Origin of the sequence: Pseudomonas sp. 6D_7.1_Bac1, from assembly GCF_025465945.1 — a bacterium.
GTDB lineage: Bacteria > Pseudomonadota > Gammaproteobacteria > Pseudomonadales > Pseudomonadaceae > Aquipseudomonas.
The window spans coordinates 244,928-260,908 of the sequence record NZ_JANLNW010000051.1; the positions used below are offsets into that span (position 1 = coordinate 244,928).

The following is a 15,981-nucleotide window of genomic DNA, read 5'->3' on the forward strand; positions in this document are numbered from 1 at the left end:
TCATTTAGTCGCGAGGTTCAGAAGTTGTAGCTGATCCCTGCACTGGCATTCCACTCCTGATCAATTGTCTTGCCTTTGCTGGCGCCCAGTTCAGCGTAGACCTGCCAGTTCTTCTGCGCAGGAGCCCAATTGAGCCCGGCGCCGTACTCAGCGCTGGTGGTCGAGAGATTATTATTGAAGTCGTTATCGTTGACCCGAACTGCGTTGTTTTTGACAAACTCATGGCCGACCGCTACACGCACTCGAGGTTGCAGCTTGCTGCCATTATCCAAAACGATTTCCCGGCCAACGGACATGCCCACTTTGCCCAGCAGTGAGCGCGTGGCCTCAGCATCCACCTGCAAACCATTGTCCAGTTGGTAGTGCTTGCCCTCGATCGCGGCAGCCGCCACCTGAACGTAAGGCTCCACGAAATAACCCTGGTCAAAGCGGATGTGTTTGCCCACCTCCACCGATGCGCTCAGCCCCAGGCTCTTGTAATCGCCCTTGGTTCGAGTCCCGTCGCTCATCGTGACGTTGGCCTTGTTGTTGAACTGGTTGACCTGGCTCACGACATCCACATACATACCGCTTTGGGTGTCGAGCAGCGTACCGTAGATACCCGCATTGAGACTGTCCACCGTCGCTGTAGAGTTATTCTTGAGGTCCATGTCGGTACGACTGGAGCCCACGAATGCCCCTAGCAGCCATTGCTGACCGCCCAGTTGCGTCTGTGTGTCGGCCCCCAGGGAAAAGCCGGACTGGTTCTGGGTATAACCGCCGCCATAAGCGTTGGACACGTTGTACTGGTTGCCATAGGTGCGCATCCACACGCTGTTGCTCAGGTTTTTCACCGCCGTGTCGCTCATTGCCTGGGACGAAGTATCCCCACCACTGCTGTTCAGACGACGATCACCCAGCCGGCTGTTGAGCGTGGTCAGTCCTGCGTAAAGAATGCTCGGCCCGTTGCCAGCAATGGCCAGCACCGTGTTGGTAGAGGCACTGACTGTTTTGTCCGGTTGCAGGAATAAGCCTTCGCCGTCTTTCGATAACTTGTAGGTGAAGGCACCTGCATCGACCAGGCCATTTTGCAAGGCAAAACTCGCGTCCCCGGACGCGACATTGCCGATCTTGACGGGCGCGGCGCTGACCGGCTCGTTGCCGGTCGCCGAGACCTGCAGTTGATGTTGACCACTCGCATTGCCGGTGACGTTCAGGAAGTCGGTGTGACCGTTACTCAAGTCCGTGCCCATGACAAAGGTGCCGTTACCCGACAGATTGACCACATCCAGTTGCTGAAACCCGTCATTTGCGCCCATGCGCACCACACCATCCTTGAGTGCCAGGTTCTGCACCGAACTATTACCGGTCATCACCCATTGCGCCGAGTTGTTGATGCCCAGGTTTGTCGAGTTGTCTATCCGGCCGGTCAGGGTGGAACCATTGTCCAACAGCACGGCACCACCGGTGTCGGCCAGTACGTCACCGGTCAGGGTGCTTCCATGGTCCAGAGTGAGGTTGATGACGTTGTTGACGTTACCCTTGAGTGCCGACGCATTGTCGATCCGTACTGTCGCTCCGCTACCCGCCTGAGCCAGTACATCGCCGGTCAGGGTGCTTTGGGTGTCGAGAATGACCTGGGCAACGTTTTGCAGATTACCGTTCAACGAAGCACCGTTCTGGAAACGCGCCTGGACATTGCTGGTGGCATCGACGACCACATTGCCGGTCAGCGCACTGCGATCAACCGTCAGGCCGACCGTTGATCCATCATTGACCTCCAGCACGTTGCCATTGCCACCTATCAGGTTCGAACCATTGAGGACATCAATGGCGACGTTGATCCCCGGTCGCCCCTGGTAACCGACAATGATTGCGGAGCCCGTCTTGCCCTCGACACTGGAGTTGTCGAGCGTCACGTTCGACGCCTGGGCGAGCGCTGCCTCGGTGCCGACCTGCACACCATTGTGCCCACCGATAATCGTGCTGCCCGTCGCATTGAGCCCGGCATTGGTCAGTCGAATACCATAGCTGGCGGCGTCCGAGGCCTGTACAGAGGAGTTGGTTAAATTCAGTTGGCTGAAGCCAGTGAGAAATGCGCCACCGTTCAATGCCATCACAGAACTGTTAGTCAGGCTTGCCGTGGACCCTGTCTGAGTGGCATTGCTTCTGATGAGTTGCAGTCCAATGTCGTTGCTGGTCAGTTGGCTGGCGTTGACGCTCGCCGTACTGTTACTCAGCAATAGGGCGGCCCCGGGACCTGCATTCCCGACGGTTACACCTGTCAGGGTGAATGTGGAGCCGATCCGACCGGAAAGCTGTTGGGTACTGCCCCCATTCGCGACCAGGGTGCCGGTGTTGGCAGAGATGTCCAGCGTGTGGGCGCCATTCGAAATCAGCGTGGAACCGGGATTGAGAAACCAGCTTTCAATCGTGGGATACGTGTTGTCGATGGTCTGACTGCCACCGACGGGAAGTGTGGCGGCCTGCGCAAAGTTGCCGATGAACATCAGCAGTAAGAGTGACGCCTCGCTTCGGCCTTTGACTGAAGTTTTTGGCGACAAGAATGGCGTTATCATATTGATAGATGACCCTTTAAGTGGCACTTCGCAACTTTTTCTTCGCGCAGCCATGCGGAAGATAGTACGTATGAAGGGTCGATAGGCTACAGACCGACAGTCTAATGATCTGTAGGAATAATCTCCCTATTCGTACGAATAGTCTCACGCGCACAGTCATCCGCACTTCAAGTGCAGGTCAACACCAATCTCGACCAACATGAAGGACTGACCTCCATATTGGTCGGGACAAACAACGGTTATTGCTCGAAACTAGACGGCTAATCCGTCACAAAACAGACTGCTGGTATTACGTACGTTTATCCGATGAACAAACTCTGGCGATTTAATGGTTGCCCCTCCGACGTTAATTTCGTACGAGACGGCAAGATAGTGATAAATCGGATCGGTACCAGGAGGTGTCACCGGGCCTTGCATGGGTCTTATCAGTGCAAACGGCACATCAAAAACCAGTGCAGCGGCGGCGTTTGTTACCGGTTTTGTCTCCTTGAACGGCGCAAGGGCCAGTGGTTTTGTTTTCGCGATATCTTCATAACCGACTGCGTTCATTGTCACTTGCATGCCTACCGGAAGGGAGGGCTGGCCGCCGGGCACCGACACTCGCCACAGCCGTTCACCGGCGACCACATCGAAACTTGGGCAACTGACGACACGGTCGGTGTTGTAGGTTCTTGCGGTGTGTTGCAGCAGATTGATTTGTTGCGACTCAAACACCACCTGGGTTTTTACTTTTTGCCTGACGATATTCGGGTTCCCCGGATACTCAAGCGTTACATAGGCTTCTTTACGTCCGATCCCTTCAAAGGCGATAAGATTGAAAGCAACCTTGATCTCCGCAGAGTCCTGACCTGGGTCCAGGGTCTGATCGCCCATGGCTTTTCCATTATAGTAGTACGTCACGATCGCTTGTTCAGTCAGATCGTCGCCAAGATCCAGCCCCCATTTGACAAATAGAAATGTAACCAGCCCACCAAAATCGCCCGGAACAAGATGGTTAAGCGTGTTGGTTATCCCGCGCACTTCCACCGGAGGAAGATTTTCGCTGTCCAGATCCGGCGGTGGTAAAAGATCAGGCCCGGGATAGGTAAAGTTGAGGATTACATTAGTGTCCGGGCTTGGAATATCGACGCCATCGCGCGTCAGCGTGTAATGGGCTAGTGTCGGAACCTCATTGGCAGCGTTATTAAAAATCGCTTCGCAGGTATCGTACGGCACTAGTACACGGATATCCGCAGTGCCCTCACCCAATGTAAAGGTCGCCAGCACAAGACCGCCAAGAGTGACAGTAATGTCATCGGCAGGGTCACCATTGAGCGGACGCTTGAATACTGCATAGATCTCGGTGCCCGGTGGATTGTAGGTAGCCAGTGTGATCGCAATGGCGCCATCTGGCCCGGTCACCGGGACTGTTAACGGATAAAGTGTCGGAGCTGGCGGAAAGCGGGTTTCAAGGTCTCTTACCGCTACGGAGGGCAGGCTTTCGTTACCGACCCGGTCAAGTTGGGTAACCACCTGATAGAGCTGAACATTGGCTGGCAGCAAGGCCAGTTTATCGGCAGGTACCGTAAAGTCACCTGTGGCACCTACTACCCCTTCATATATAGGGGTGTCAGCAGCGCTGATATTGCTTTGTCGTAGCAAGTAAAACTTGATGGTGTCCAAACCATCACGCATAGGGTAGTCGACATCAACGGTGCATCTCAGCCCTCCTGGATTGGCTGTAAGCCACGCACGATTGATAACTCCGTCAGCAGGACCATTTAGATAGTCCACTTTGGGCGGACGGCTTCGAGCAAAAGGTGATTTGGTTTGCCGTGGGGGGGTTCTGTCGCTAATGATGGGAAGCGGACTGGTCGAGTGGTCTTCGTTCCCGTCTGCGTCAACAATCTTGAATTCGGCAAAATACTCTGTCGGCGTCTCTGGTGTTGGCGCCTCAGGAAGCAAAGCGGTTGGCAGATCGAAAGGCAGTGGGAAGTCCGCAGGCGTCAGCCCCGCCAGGGGTTTTACCTGCACCAGTTGCCTGTCTGCTTGGGTTCTGTATAACCACAACTCTGCAGTGCCGCCGCCTCCTTCGTTAGTCAGCGCAGGCAAATACACGGTCAGGTTCGGTGCCGCCAGTGCGGTTTTAAGAATCCGACCATCGTCAATCTGAACGCCGGCCTCAAGTATTGGCGGGTCGGACAGTACGCCAGAACCGCTCTTCAAGGTCGCCAAACCAGAGGCAACAAAACCTTCTTCTTTAATAGTCATTTCATACACTCCATGAGAGATAAACACACTATTGCTTCACAATTACTTGCCGAAAGATCCAGGATCGAAATCACTTCACCACCGACTGCCCAGGCGAAGATATCCCTACTGCGCTCCAGCAAGACCCATTTACTGATAACCCATACGCTGTGCCCTCTTCGTCACCGGGGCCAACTGCAGCGAACATCTGTTCCCAGGTGTCATAACCACCCGAGTACTCGAGTGTTCAATCAGCGAAATAACAAGGCAGGACTTCTCCAGAAAGCACTCTGTCGATCTTCACCAACGCCGGCGTTGACTCGCCCACAAGCCTGCCACCCCGGTAATACCGATAAATAACTAAGGCCGAGCCGGTAAAAACATCCTTTTTGCGTTCATCATCAAAAAACTTTATATCTTTGACATATTTGGCGAAGGGAACGACCAACTCGAAGCCGTTGAGAATATCTTCAGTGTTCAATAGCTTTTGAAATTCACCGAACGTACCGCCAATCGGCACTTTAGCGTTCAGAGCTTCATACCCTTGCCATTCCATAAGGCATAGGTCGTCGGGCCTGCCGAAGGTTTGCGCTGGAATCTTCACTGTGACACCTGAACTCAATGGTGGACGGGTAGCACAGTTGAGATAGCCCCATAACGTGGCGTGTGGGAATTGCGCCTCTTTGAGTTCCTGAACCGGCACTTGGGTGTGATCAATAGTGAGTTTCCTGGGCGGCGCGGGATCAGGGTTCACATCTGCATCGTTGACCTCATAGGAAAGCCAGGCGATACCGTCTGTACTCATTTGCGCGGCGCTAATCGGTACCTCAATCTCAAGCACGTCGACCGGCGTGTAGAACCCGTCATGAATCAGACTTTTGACCCCGTTCTGTTCCCAGTAGACACGCAAATGGTCGGGATTCGCAGGGTCGGAGGAATAGTTTTCCCAGCGCGGTACCCTGGCTATCGTGCCGTTAAGCAGCTTATCGAGTGGGATATTGCCCTCCGGATCATTGGGATCGACGCCGTCTACGGTGATGATCACCGCCAATATCCCCACTGTTGCCCTGGCTGCAGCACCATCGCGCAGAAGGTGGTCGACATCTTTGGGGGTTGGCATTTTCAGGGACCTTCCTCAGCGAGTACCGCTTTGATCGATCAGTGCGCCGTTTATGTTTCGGATAGCAACGGGGCCGCGTTGAAATGATTAGATACCCAAACATTTACCCTGCCTACTGTCAGATCTGACAGGTATTTCGACCGTTCGTCGGGCACGGCGGTATTTCCTCTGATTAATGGCCTGCGTTGCCCTTGACGAACGATTTGTTTTTGATGTCTTCTGAAACCGGTTTCAGCGATCTCGACTGAACCCGTAATTCCAATAACAAGGTCGCCCAACCGTGAACGATTTCTCCACCGCCCAGCGCAGCCGCGTGACGATGCTTGACGTTGCCGAGCGCGCAAAGGTCTCCAAGGCCAGCGTGTCGCGCTTTATTGGCGAGGACCGCGCCCTGCTCTCCGAGGCCATTGCCTTGCGCATCGAGCAGGCGATTGCCGAGCTGGGTTATCGGCCGAACCAGATGGCTCGCGGCCTGAAACGTGGGCGCACTCGCCTGATCGGCATGCTGGTGGCCGATATCCGTAACCCGTATTCGATTGCCGTGACGCATGGCGTGGAAACCGCGTGCCGTCAGCACGGTTACAGCCTGGTGGTGTGCAACACCGATCGCGATGACGAGCAAGAGCGTCAGCATTTGGCGGCGTTGCGCTCGTACAACATCGAAGGCTTGATCGTGAACACCCTTGGTCATCACCTTGATGAGCTGCGCGAGTTGCACCGTGAACTGCCCATGGTGCTGGTGGATCGCAAGGTCGATTTGCTGGAGAGCGACCTGGTCGGGCTGAATAACCCGGCTGCGGTCGAGTTGGCCGTCGCCCACCTTGAAGAACGCGGCTATCGCGACATCCTGTTGCTCAGCGAACCGTTTGACGGCACCAGCTCGCGGATAGAGCGGGTGAACAGCTTCAAGGCTCAGGTCGATCAGCGCCCTCATCTGAGCGGTGCGGTGGTCGAGATCGGCAACGACCTGAACGCGCGCCTGAAATCCTTTCTGGCCATACCCGGTCCCGGTCCGAAAGCGCTGTTTTGCGCCAACGGCATTGCCGCGTTGGCCGGCACCCGCGCCTTGCGCGAACTGGGTTGCACGCTGTTTGAAGACATCGGTCTGATCGCCCTGGACGATCTGGACTGGTACCCGCTGGTGGGCAGCGGCATTACCGCCCTCGCTCAGCCAACGGCGGAAATTGGCGCAAGCGCGTTCGAGTGTTTGCTCAAGCGCTTGCGTGGCGATGACGGGCCGGCGCGAACCCTGGATTTTGCGGCGCGGTTGATTGAGCGTGGGTCTACACGTGGGCATTTGGGTTGATTGTTCTGGCGCTATCGCGAGCAGGCTCGCTCCCACACTGGATTGCATGCACACACAGATTCCCTGTGGGAGCGAGCCTGCTCGCGATGAGGCCCTCAAAATCACAACACAAATCAACGACTGACTATTTTTTTGAACAAAAATGAAACCGGTTTCAGAGATCAATAACAATGAATAAATCCCCCGTTTCCATCAGTCTTTCCAGCTACGGCGCCGATCTGGTTCGCCAGCGTGGGCAGTTGAGTTTTGTCGCGTTACTGGCCGCTGCCGGGGCTGACTGCATTGAGCTGCGTGAAGAGCTGCTCGCTCATGAAGTCCCTGGTGACGTGGCCTCGGCCATCGAACAAAGCGGCTTGGGCTGTGTGTATTCCTCACCACTGGAACTGTGGCTGGCCGATCAGGCCGAACCCAATCCTGAGCTGGCGAGTACCTTGCTACGGGCTCAGGCTTTCGGCGCCCGCTGGCTGAAAGTGTCCCTGGGCTATTTCACCGACAACAACGACCTGCTGGCCCTTTCCCGTCAACTGAGCCAGAGCCCGGTGCAGTTGCTGGTGGAAAACGATCAAACCCTGCACGGCGGACGCATCGAGCCGTTGCAACGTTTTTTCAGCGCCATTGAAGAGCATGCGCTGCCGGTGCAGATGACCTTCGATATCGGCAACTGGCACTGGCAGGACCAGTCCGCCGCCAGCGCCGCACGCCTGCTCGGCCGGCATGTCGGCTATGTGCATTGCAAAGCGGTACGCCGTCGCGCTGACGGCAAACAGGTCGCCGTACCGCCCTCGCCCGGTGATTTGCAGGAATGGGAACAGCAGCTGCAGCACATGGCCCACGGGGTGATGCGAGCGGTGGAATTTCCACTGCAAGGCGAAGACCTGCTGCAGTTGACCGCCGAGCATGTCGCCACCCTCGCCCGCCTCGGTCAATCACGGCTGGAGAGCGCTCATGTCTGAAATCGATGTTCTGTCGTTTGGTGAAACCATGGCGATGTTTGTTGCCGAACAGAGTGGTGATCTGGTCGACGTCGGGCAGTTCCACAAACGCATCGCCGGTGCCGACAGCAATGTGGCAATCGGCTTGTCGCGACTGGGGTTCAAGGTGTCATGGCTGAGCCGGGTCGGCGCCGACTCACTGGGCCGGTTTGTGGTCGACACCCTGCAACAGGAAGGTCTGGATTGTCGCTTCGTCGAGACCGATCACACGCACCCGACCGGTTTTCAGCTCAAGTCGCGTGCTGACGATGGCAGCGATCCTCAGGTCGAATACTTCCGTCGCGGTTCGGCGGCCAGTCTTCTGTCCGTGCAGTCGATCGCGCCTGAACTGCTCGAAGCCCGGCATTTGCATGCCACCGGCATTGTGCCGGCGCTGTCCACCTCCGCTCGGGAGATGTCTTTCGAGTTGATGACCCGCATGCGCCAGGCCGGGCGCAGCGTCTCGTTCGACCCCAACCTGCGCCCGACGCTGTGGGCCAGCCAACAGCAGATGATCCGCGAGATCAATCGGCTCGCGGCTCTGGCCCATTGGGTGCTGCCGGGGTTGAGTGAGGGGCGCTTGCTCAGCGGTTTCGATGACCCGGCCGACATTGCCGCGTTTTATCTGGATCAGGGTGCCGAGGCCGTGGCGATCAAGCTCGGCCCCGACGGCGCCTATTACCGCACCCAACGCGATCAGGGCTTTGTACCCGGTGTGCCGGTGGCCAGGGTGGTGGACACGGTGGGCGCCGGGGATGGTTTTGCGGTGGGCATGATCAGCGCTCTGCTGGAGAACTTCAGCGTGCCCGACGCCGTGCAGCGGGCCAACTGGATTGGCAGCCGCGCGGTGCAGAGCCGCGGCGATATGGAGGGTTTGCCGACCCGGGCCGAATTATCGACAGGGTTTGAGGCCGCCAATCGCGAGCAGGCTCGCTCCCACACGGGATCTGTGGGTGCATGCAATCCAATGTGGGAGCGAGCCTGCTCGCGATGAGGGCCGCACTGTCACTGATTTTTTGAACCGTTACCTGTTGCGACAAAAACAACAAGCTCAGGAGCACCACCATGCAAACGCTAAACCTCGCCACCCGCCGCTGGTGGTACATCATGCCGATTGTGTTTATCACCTACAGCCTGGCGTATCTGGACCGCGCCAATTACGGTTTTGCCGCTGCCTCAGGCATGGCCGCCGACCTGATGATCACGCCGGGCCTGTCCTCGCTGCTCGGTGCGCTGTTCTTTCTCGGGTACTTTTTCTTTCAGGTCCCGGGAGCGATCTACGCGCAAAAGCACAGTGTGAAGCAGCTGATTTTCGTCAGCCTGATCCTCTGGGGCGGCCTGGCGACCATGACCGGGATCGTCTCGAACGCCTACTGGTTGATCGTGATTCGCTTCATGCTCGGCGTGGTCGAAGCTGCGGTAATGCCAGCGATGCTGGTGTACCTGTGCCACTGGTTCACCCGCGCCGAACGCTCGCGGGCCAACACCTTTCTGATCCTCGGCAACCCGGTGACCATGCTCTGGATGTCGGTGGTGTCGGGGTATCTGGTGCAGCATTTCAGCTGGCGCTGGATGTTCATCATCGAAGGGCTGCCGGCAGTGCTCTGGGCGTTCATCTGGTGGCGCCTGGCCGATGACCGGCCGGCCGACGCCAAATGGCTCAGTGACCAGGAAAAGCAAGACCTGCAAAGCGCCCTGGCCGCTGAACAGGTTGGGATCAAAGCGGTGAAGAACTACGCCGAAGCGTTCCGTTCACCCAAAGTGATCATCCTGGCCTTGCAGTTTTTCTGCTGGAGCATTGGCGTTTACGGTTTTGTGCTGTGGCTACCCTCGATCCTCAAACACGGCGCACAGATGAACATGATCGAAGCCGGCTGGCTGTCGGCGTTGCCTTATCTGGCGGCGGTGATTGCGATGCTCGGGGTGTCCTGGGGCTCGGACCGGATTCAGCGACGCAAACGCTTTGTCTGGCCGCCGCTGTTGATCGCCTCGATCGCGTTTTACGCCTCCTATGCCCTCGGCGCCGAGCACTTCTGGTGGTCCTACGCGCTGCTGGTGGTTGCCGGCGCCTGCATGTACGCCCCTTACGGGCCGTTTTTCGCCATCGTCCCGGAGATCCTGCCGGCCAACGTTGCCGGCGGTGCCATGGCGCTGATCAACAGCATGGGCGCCCTCGGCTCGTTCGGCGGGTCATATCTGGTCGGCTATTTGAACAGCTCCACCGGCTCGCCCGGCGCTTCTTACCTGTTGATGAGCGCGGCCTTGATGCTCTCGGTGGTCCTGACGATGTTCCTCAAGCCCGGCGCCAGTGACCGGGCCCAGCCCACGCGTGCGCCCACCCGGCCCATAGCGGCGCATTCCTGAATTGAACAAGAGACTGATCCGATGAAAAAGCAGGTCGTGCTGTACAAAAAACTTTCTGCGCCACTCATGGCCCGCTTGCATGAACAGGCTCAGGTGACGCTGATCGACAACCTCAACGCCGAGGGTCTGAAACTGTTGCGCGAAGCGCTGCCCAGTGCACATGGCCTGCTTGGCGCCAGTCTGAAGCTGGACGCCGAACTGCTCGACCTGGCGCCACACTTGAAGGCCATTGCCAGCGTCTCGGTCGGCGTCGACAACTATGACATCGACTACCTGAACCGTCGGCAGATCCTGCTCAGCAATACGCCGGACGTGTTGACCGAAACCACCGCCGACACCGGTTTTGCGCTGATTCTGGCGACTGCCCGGCGCGTGGTTGAACTGGTCAACCTGGTGCGTTCCGGTCAATGGAACCGCAACATCGGCCCGGCGCATTTTGGCAGCGATGTGCACGGCAAAACCCTGGGCATCATTGGCATGGGCCGCATCGGCGAAGCGTTGGCCCAGCGTGGACATTTTGGTTTTGGCATGCCGATTCTCTATCACAGCCACAGCGCCAAACCTGCGGTGGAGCAACGCTTCAACGCGCAGTACCGCAGCTTGGCGGACTTGCTGCAGCAGGCTGATTTTGTCTGCCTGACGTTGCCGTTGACCGCTGAAACCGCAGGATTGATGGGCGCCGAGCAGTTTGCGCTGATGCGCCCTGAGAGCTTTTTTATCAATATTTCCCGAGGCAAGGTGGTCGATGAAGCGGCGTTGATCGAAGCGTTACGCCAAGGACAAATTCGCGGGGCAGGACTGGATGTGTTCGAGCGCGAGCCACTGGCCCACGACTCGCCGTTGTTGCAATTGAACAACGTGGTAGCGACCCCGCACATGGGCTCTGCCACTCATGAAACCCGCGAGGCCATGGCCCGCTGTGCCGTCGATAACCTGCTGGCGGCGCTGGCCGGTGAACGCCCGGCGAACCTGGTGAATGGCCAGGTGTGGAAAGCTTGATGGTTTTGGCGCCTGTCAGATAGCTATCGCGAGCAGGCTCGCTCCCACAGGGGATCTGTGTGTGCATTCAATCCAGTGTGGGAGCGAGCCTGCTCGCGATGGGGTCATCAAACTCAGCACACAACTTCAGACTGATCATACCCGTCGGGCTTCCAGCAGCTCTGTAGCACACCGCACAATCCGGCGGCAGGCTTCGGCCAGGCGCTGTTGATCCAGCACCAGTCCAATGCGGATATGCCCCGCCGCACTGGGTCCGAACGCTTCACCGGCCAGCACCGACACGGCATAGCCTTCCAGAAGCCTTTCAGCGAACGCCTGCGCGCCCACCCCGGTGTGGCGCACATCGACCATCACGAACATCCCGCCATCCGGGATCACCGGCTTGATACCCGGGCAGTCACTCAAGCGCGCGCACACCAGATCACGGCGCGCCCGGTACTCGTTACGCATCCGTTCAAGCTCCGGCAGATCCGTCTCCAGTGCCACTCGCGCGGCGGTCTGAACGAAGTCCGGAATACCGAAGAGCATGCACAACGACAAATGCTCCAAGTGTTCAGTCAACGGTTTTGGACCGATCACCCAACCGATTCGCCAGCCACTCATGGCGTGGGATTTCGACAGGCTGTTGACGGTCGCCGTACGTTCAGCCATCCCCGGCAGGCTGGCCGGACTGATGTGCTGGCCTTCATACAACAGATCGCTGTAGACCTCGTCGCTGATCAGCCACAGGTCATGCTGGATGCACAGGCGCGCCAGGGCCTGCCAGATCGGTAGCGACAGGCTTGCCCCCGAGGGGTTGTTCGGGCTATTGAGCAGGATCGCTCGGGTTTGCGGGGTGATTCGTGCGGCGACGTCCGCCGGGTCAACGCGAAAACCGTTTTCCGGCCGCACCGGCACCGGCACCACCTTCGCCCCGCAGGTGCCGAACACGCCTTCGTAGGTCACGTACATGGGTTCTGCGACCAGCACCTCGTCACCCGGGTCGAGTAGGCATTGCACCACCGAGTACACCGCACACTGCGCACCCGGCAGCACCTGCACGTGGTCGGCATCGACCGCTTGACCGCTGCGCCGGGTGTGACGACGGGCGATGCTGGTACGCAGCGACCGCGTGCCGCGCACTTCCGAATAGTGGGTATCGCCGGCCAGCAAGCTGTCGATGGCGGCCTGGACGATCGGCTTCGGTGTATCGAAATCCGGATCGCCGACCGACAACAGCAACACATCGACACCTTGCTCGCGCAACTCCAGCGCTCGGTAGTGAATCTGCCAGGCATCGGCTCCGTCGCCGGCAATTCGTTGGGTCAAGGCTGAATAGCGCATGTCTCTCTCCTGTCGCGCGGGCTCCAGCCTCAACCCTATCTCAAATCACGAAACGCGCCACCATGGCATTCAAATCGACCGCCAGGCGCGACAGCTCATGGCTGGCGGCGCTGGTCTGGTTGGCACCGGCGGCCGATTGAGTGGCCAGGTCGCGGATGTTCACCAGGTTGCGGTCCACTTCGCGCGACACCTGCGCCTGTTCTTCCGAGGCGCTGGCGATCACCAGATTGCGCTCGTTGATCTGATGGATCGACTGAGTGATCTGCTCCAGCGCCACGCCGGCCGCACGGGCCAGTTCCAGGGTGGAGTGGGTGCGCTGGTTGCTTTGCTGCATGGAATCGACCGCTTGGCCGGTGCCGTTCTGAATACCGGCGACCATTTTTTCGATTTCCTGGGTCGATTGTGCGGTGCGATGCGCCAAGGCGCGGACCTCGTCCGCCACTACCGCAAAACCACGCCCGGCTTCACCGGCCCGCGCCGCTTCGATGGCGGCGTTGAGCGCCAACAGGTTGGTCTGCTCGGCAATCGCCCGAATCACGTCCAGCACCTTGCCGATATCACGGCCCTGAGTGGCCAGACCTTCGATCATCAGCGACGTGGTTTGCACGTCATGGGTCATGGTCTGGATGGCGTTGACGGTTTCCACCACGCGGTCGCGACCCTCACGGGCGGCCTGGGTCGATTGATTCGATGCCTCGGAGGTGGACACCGCATTGCGTGCGACCTCTTCCACGGCGGCGGTCATTTCGTTGACGGCTGTCGCGGCCTGTTCGATTTCGTTGTTTTGCTGTTGCAGACCGCGCGACGCTTCCTCGGTCACGGCACTGAGTTCTTCTGCGGCGGCACCCAACTGATTGGCGGAGCCGGCGATCTGCTCGATGGTTTTGCGCAGGTTGGCTTGCATGGTCGACAAGGCACCGAGCAAACGCGCCGGCTCGTCCTTGCCGTCGACTTCGATGGGTTTGGTCAGGTTACCGCCAGCGATGGATTCGGCGGCAGCCAAGGCACGGTTCAGCGGTGTGACGATGCTGCGGGTCAGCAACCAGGCCAGCAACACTGTCACCAACGCGGCGATCACCGAAACCGCGATGATCCCGTTGGTGGCGTAAGCGTATTGGTCGCCAGCGACAGCGTCGGCCTCGGTTGCGCCCGCCTGGTTAATCGCGATCAGCTTGTTCAACTGCTCACCCATCAGATCGGTACCGTCCTTGATACGCGTATTGATCAGGTTGCGCATGTCTTCGATTTTGTTCTGCCGCGACAGCTCCATCATCTGGCTTTGGGCTTGCAGATAACTGTCCAGGGTGGCAGCAAAGGCTTTAGTCAGCGCCGTTTCTTCCGGGCCGGCTGGCAAGGCTTCATAACTCGCCTGTGCTTTTCGGGTCTTGTCGACCAGTACGTTGATGCGGCCTTCTGCTTCCTGCAACCCGGCGGCTTCACGGTTGATCAGTACGCGGAACGACAGAAGGCGCAAGCGCAGGACGTCTTCTGTGATATTCCCAAGGAAGGCTACGCTGGGTAGTTGATTGCTTTCCATGTCGATGGAGGCCTGGCGGATGATCGACATGCGGTTCACGGCAAATACGCCGAGCACGACCACCAGCAACGCAATGAAAGCAAAACCCAGGAAAGCTCGAGGCGCGATATTCATGTTACGCAAGGACATAGGATGAGTCTCGGAGTAGTGATGTCTTCGAGCATCCATGCAGTGAACGCTGGCAGGCAGGAAATCGCTCCCGGCGTGCAGGTAGGCGACTTTGTTTGAAGGGGTGTGCGCCTATACCCTGTATCGGCCGGGCTTTAGCTTTTATGCAGGCTTGAGAAAAATATATTTCTTGGTGTGACAAGTGTTTCAAGGGTGAAACACTTGTCAGGCGATGAGGGTTATCAGCCCTTAGCTGCAATGCGCCAGACCCGGGCGATGTCCCGCGCTCGCTCACGCAGCAGGCGCGGGGCGTCGGCACAGGCTTGCTCCAGCGTCATCGGTCCGGACGCGAGCGCGAATGCGGCGTCCACGCCATGTTGGTACATCTGCTGGTAGCCGTCGCCGAGGGTGCCGGCGATGACGATCACCGGTACGCCCTGCTGCCGGGCGATACGCGCCACGCCAAACGGCGTTTTGCCGCGCAAGGTCTGGGCGTCGAAACGGCCCTCACCGGTGATCACCAGGTCAGCATTCGTGACTGCATCGGCCAGGCCGACCAGTTCGGCGACCACTTCCACGCCAGCACGAAATTGCGCGCCAAGAAACGCCTTGGCCGCAAACCCCAGACCGCCCGCCGCGCCACTGCCCGGCTCGTCACGCAGATCTTTTTCCAGGGCTTGGGCGCAGAGCCCGGCAAAATGCCCGAGGGCCTGATCCAGCTGTTGGACCTGTTCGGCTGAAGCACCTTTCTGCGGACCGAAAATCGCTGAGGCACCGTGAGGGCCGCACAGCGGGTTGTTGACGTCGGCGGCGATCTCAAAGCGTACGTTGGCCAGACGCGAGTCCATGTCACTCAGATCGATCTGCGTCAGTTGCGCCAATGCCAGGCCACCGGGTTTCAATGTCTGGCCCTGGGCATCGAGCAATCGCACACCCAGCGCCTGTAATGCACCGGCACCCGCGTCGTTGGTGGCACTGCCGCCGATGGCCAGGATGATCCGCTGCGCACCCGCATCGAGTGCCGCGCGGATCAGTTCGCCGGTGCCGAAGGTGCTGCTGATGCACGCATCGCGCTGGCCCACCGGTACCAACTGCAAACCGCTGGCCTCGGCCATTTCGATGATCGCGGTGTGGCTGTGGGGCAACCAGCCCCAATGCGCGTTGACCTTGATACCGAGCGGCCCCTGCACGGTGGCGCTGTGCAGCTCACCCTCACAGGCGGCGAGAATCGACTCGACCGTCCCTTCCCCACCGTCCGCCATCGGGCACTTGACCAGCGTCGCGTCGGGCCAGACCTCAGCCAGGCCCAACGCGATGGCGTCGGCCACGGCTTCGGCACTCAGGCTGTCCTTGAACGAATCGGGGGCGATGACGATTTTCATGTGAATTCTCCAGTTCCAATGGAGCCCATGCTGCCAGTTGAACTGAACAATGACGCCGGTCCGCTGCACAAGTGCAGCATGGGT

At 58.7% G+C, this 15,981-nt stretch carries 11 protein-coding genes and 1 pseudogene; 5 read left to right on the forward strand and 7 right to left on the reverse strand.

Features of this window, described 5'->3' with window-relative positions; translation table 11 throughout:
• Positions 1-17 precede the first annotated feature (17 nt).
• The 3 genes from NTD87_RS12680 to NTD87_RS12690 all read right to left on the reverse strand — a co-directional run bounded on the left by NTD87_RS12680 (position 18) and on the right by NTD87_RS12690 (position 5,907).
• The gene (locus NTD87_RS12680) at positions 18-2,558 is read right to left on the reverse strand and encodes an autotransporter outer membrane beta-barrel domain-containing protein (protein WP_262114283.1); all 2,541 of its coding nucleotides are present in this window, start codon (positions 2,556-2,558) and stop codon (positions 18-20) included.
• Positions 2,559-2,810: 252 nt separating this feature from the next.
• Entirely contained in the window at positions 2,811-4,808 is a 1,998-nt protein-coding gene (locus tag NTD87_RS12685; protein WP_262114284.1) for a hypothetical protein, read from the reverse strand.
• Positions 4,809-5,034: 226 nt separating this feature from the next.
• Entirely contained in the window at positions 5,035-5,907 is an 873-nt protein-coding gene (locus NTD87_RS12690; protein ID WP_262114285.1) for a hypothetical protein, read from the reverse strand.
• Between the two features lie 280 nt (positions 5,908-6,187).
• Between NTD87_RS12690 and NTD87_RS12695 the strand changes: the two genes are divergently transcribed.
• From NTD87_RS12695 to NTD87_RS12715, 5 genes are all read left to right on the forward strand, one after another.
• Positions 6,188-7,213: a LacI family DNA-binding transcriptional regulator gene (locus NTD87_RS12695; RefSeq protein ID WP_315975306.1), complete on the forward strand. Its 1,026-nt coding sequence runs from the start codon at positions 6,188-6,190 to the stop codon at positions 7,211-7,213.
• A 170-nt stretch (positions 7,214-7,383) separates the two neighbouring features.
• Positions 7,384-8,166: a sugar phosphate isomerase/epimerase family protein gene (locus tag NTD87_RS12700; RefSeq protein ID WP_262114286.1), complete on the forward strand. Its 783-nt coding sequence runs from the start codon at positions 7,384-7,386 to the stop codon at positions 8,164-8,166.
• Positions 8,159-9,178: a sugar kinase gene (locus NTD87_RS12705; RefSeq protein ID WP_262114287.1), complete on the forward strand. Its 1,020-nt coding sequence runs from the start codon at positions 8,159-8,161 to the stop codon at positions 9,176-9,178. Before NTD87_RS12700 ends, NTD87_RS12705 begins: the two co-directional genes overlap by 8 nt.
• Positions 9,179-9,249: 71 nt before the next feature.
• Positions 9,250-10,548, forward strand: coding sequence for an MFS transporter (locus NTD87_RS12710; RefSeq protein WP_262114288.1), 1,299 nt, complete (start codon positions 9,250-9,252; stop codon positions 10,546-10,548).
• Between the two features lie 21 nt (positions 10,549-10,569).
• The gene (locus NTD87_RS12715; protein ID WP_262114289.1) at positions 10,570-11,547 is read left to right on the forward strand and encodes a 2-hydroxyacid dehydrogenase; all 978 of its coding nucleotides are present in this window, start codon (positions 10,570-10,572) and stop codon (positions 11,545-11,547) included.
• A gap of 135 nt (positions 11,548-11,682) precedes the next feature.
• Here the strand turns inward: NTD87_RS12715 and NTD87_RS12720 are convergent, their stop codons facing one another.
• The 4 genes and pseudogenes from NTD87_RS12720 to NTD87_RS12730 form a co-directional block, all read right to left on the reverse strand.
• On the reverse strand, positions 11,683-12,870 hold the full coding sequence (locus NTD87_RS12720) for a pyridoxal phosphate-dependent aminotransferase (protein WP_262114290.1): 1,188 nt from the start codon (positions 12,868-12,870) through the stop codon (positions 11,683-11,685).
• Positions 12,871-12,910: 40 nt separating this feature from the next.
• The gene (locus NTD87_RS28070; protein WP_410017489.1) at positions 12,911-13,774 is read right to left on the reverse strand and encodes a methyl-accepting chemotaxis protein; all 864 of its coding nucleotides are present in this window, start codon (positions 13,772-13,774) and stop codon (positions 12,911-12,913) included.
• Positions 13,769-14,575, reverse strand: a pseudogene (locus tag NTD87_RS28075) (MCP four helix bundle domain-containing protein); the annotation flags it as partial. The gene NTD87_RS28070 and the pseudogene NTD87_RS28075, both read right to left, overlap by 6 nt.
• Positions 14,576-14,757: 182 nt before the next feature.
• Complete coding sequence (locus NTD87_RS12730; RefSeq protein WP_262114293.1) at positions 14,758-15,897, reverse strand: glycerate kinase; 1,140 nt, start codon at positions 15,895-15,897, stop codon at positions 14,758-14,760.
• Positions 15,898-15,981 lie beyond the last annotated feature (84 nt).